Origin of the sequence: Heyndrickxia sporothermodurans (assembly GCF_003055045.1) — a bacterium.
GTDB lineage: Bacteria > Bacillota > Bacilli > Bacillales > Bacillaceae_C > Heyndrickxia > Heyndrickxia sporothermodurans.
In genome coordinates this window covers 1-2,508 of sequence record NZ_NAZB01000079.1, presented here as the reverse complement: position 1 = coordinate 2,508, position 2,508 = coordinate 1, and the positions used below count along the sequence as shown (strand labels likewise).

The window sequence follows — 2,508 nt, the reverse complement described above, 5'->3', positions numbered from 1 at the left end:
TTCATTTAGGGGCTATAGAGTTTATGATACCGGAAGTGATGATGTTTTTTGTTTAGACTTTAATCAACTGGATAATAAAGGGGAGCCTAAATTAGTTTCTTTTGTACCTGGATTTGATCTAAAGAGTCAAACGAATGAAATAATTGCTAACGACTTTGGTGATTTTTTGTTAGAATTAGTTAATCAAGAAATATAGAATGAATGGAAAAATCTTGATTGGCAAGTGCCTTTCAAGGTTTCTTTTTTAGGGACTATCTAGTGCTTAGTGAGCACTAATTATTTGTAGAATAGAAATAAACCTCTTCTATTCTATTTTCAAACCTTTCTTCGGGTACCTAACAGATGAAGGCAACCATTTCATGCAAAAAGTAGATGATATTGTACACTTACCATAGTTACAAGGAAACAATGCATCAAATCAAGCGAGCAAAAGAAAAGGTGAAGACGACGCTTCATCAACTGCATTCCTTTGACCAACAAGCAACACGATCACTGGATTCCGTTCGCAAAGATATTCAAACGATGTCCCGATTTATCGAACAAATGGATTCCAAACTTAAGGGAAACAAGCAAATCATCACCAACTTTACATCTCAGAAATTAATGAGGGAAGAAGCATATCGGAGTCTACTAGGTGAATTCGTACAAAAAGGAAACATGACTCCCATTCAAACGATTCATAGGGAAGCCTACGGAAACTACAAAAGTATCAAATACCAAGTATATCCAGACGGACTTATCGTCATGGAATATCAAAAAATCGGGAAAGACTCAGATGTATATTATGAGGTAGTTACCGACATTCCCAAGGAAGTGAAAGATGGCGCAAAAGTAGGAATCATCGAACCAACCATTGATAACATCTTGAAAGGAATATATGTAGGTTCTGGGAAAGCTGTAGGAGATACCATTGAGGGCTGGAAAGGCCTTTATAAATTGGCTGAAAAATATCTGGGTCCCACCTCAAGTCCTGACTTACTATTGAAAACTGGATTAATCGGAACCGAACTTTATCTTGATTCAAAAGCTGTTTTCGGAAGAGCTGTTGATACGGGCAAATATATGGTGAAAGCTGTAAAAGACGGTTTTGTACGGGATGTCATCAACGGAGATGCGGAAAGTAGGAGTAAATATTTTACTTACCTATTTACCACCTTGGGAATTGGAGCATTGGGTGATAAGGGAATCAGTAAAGCGGGAAATGTAAGTATGAAAGTGGGGCACATTGGAAGGATAACGACCAAGGTTGAAGGACTTACCCCATCTATGGGAACCGTTACCGCTGGCCCCATTCCTTATAATGTGATGAATCATTTGGAGGATCAGATTCAGCTGGCGACGAGGAAAGCGTTTGGGGATGAAACTAAGGGTACGGGTAAATATCAAGTTGGAGCATATAAAGATATTAAAGGAATAGAAGGACTTGATGCCCATCATGCAGGACAGAAGGCAGCAATGAAGAAATTAGTAGATAATTATGATTTAAATACTGAACCTGCAATTAATGTTCCAAAGGTGGGGCACACCATTAAAGGACCTCATGGAATCGTTTCAAGAAGTACAAAAGGAATAGATAATCCTAGACAGTTATTGGCAAGAGATATTAGGGAACTTAGAAGAGTCTATGATGGCATACCGAATTCTGCTCTAAAAGAACTTATTGAATTAAACAAAAAAATGTATCCAGAAATGAGGAAATAAAATGAATGATATTTTTGTGAAATCACTTTATGAGTCTATCGTTAAAGAGAACCTTCAACTATACAAAGATTTGTATAAAACAACGAATGTTACTTCTAAAACAGATAATTATTGGAAAAAAGCTATTGGTTTTTACGATAGTTTAACTGACGAAAATAAAGATAATTTAATGAAGATAATTGAACAAACTATGATTGATACTATTTCAAACATGCTAGGAGTAATTGATGGAAGTACGACTTTAAAAGATTGTTCGTTAGAACCTAAATTACTGCTCGATTCTGTTGATACGGAAGGAGAACTGCAAGATTCGTTTTTAGAATTCATAGAAGAAAGAAATAGGCTCTGTTTAATATAGCAGTTCAGATTTTAATCGGTTATAGTGGAGTTAAAATAGGGTTCAATAATTTTATTAAAAGTCCAAACATTTATAATAAAGATTGATAATTTGTAAATACGTTTGATTAATAATATCTATTTTGTAGGGTCTTGCTTTGTTCAATCGGGATATATTAGTGATAATTGTGGAGGAATATAAATGAGTAAAATAAGTTGGTTTGGAATCTTTTTATTTATGTTCATGATGTCAGTTGTTGGCTTTTTAGTATTTGACAACATAGTATCCTCGTTAATATTTGGAATAGGTGTAGGTGGTGCAATTGGTTGGTTAATTACCACAAAAATAGTTAAAGAAAAAGAATAGCATGTGGAATCAACTTTATTCTTTTCAAGAAAAGGGCGCGATCATCGCACAATGTTGTACCGGAATAGCGCCATTTAAACGAATAAAGGTATTGTAAAAAGTTC

General features: G+C 35.0%; 3 protein-coding genes and 1 pseudogene. All 4 read left to right on the top strand.

Annotated elements, in window-relative coordinates:
• Positions 1 to 196, top strand: a pseudogene (locus tag B5V89_RS19105) (SMI1/KNR4 family protein); the annotation flags it as partial.
• 176 nt (positions 197 to 372) lie between these two features.
• Positions 373 to 1,701: a T7SS effector LXG polymorphic toxin gene (locus B5V89_RS19100; RefSeq protein WP_108073570.1), complete on the top strand. Its 1,329-nt coding sequence runs from the start codon at positions 373 to 375 to the stop codon at positions 1,699 to 1,701.
• A 1-nt stretch (position 1,702) separates the two neighbouring features.
• A complete protein-coding gene (locus B5V89_RS19095) occupies positions 1,703 to 2,059 on the top strand; it encodes a transposase (protein ID WP_107921415.1) in 357 nt (118 codons plus the stop codon).
• A 180-nt stretch (positions 2,060 to 2,239) separates the two neighbouring features.
• Positions 2,240 to 2,404, top strand: coding sequence for a hypothetical protein (locus tag B5V89_RS20280; protein ID WP_181294720.1), 165 nt, complete (start codon positions 2,240 to 2,242; stop codon positions 2,402 to 2,404).
• Positions 2,405 to 2,508 lie beyond the last annotated feature (104 nt).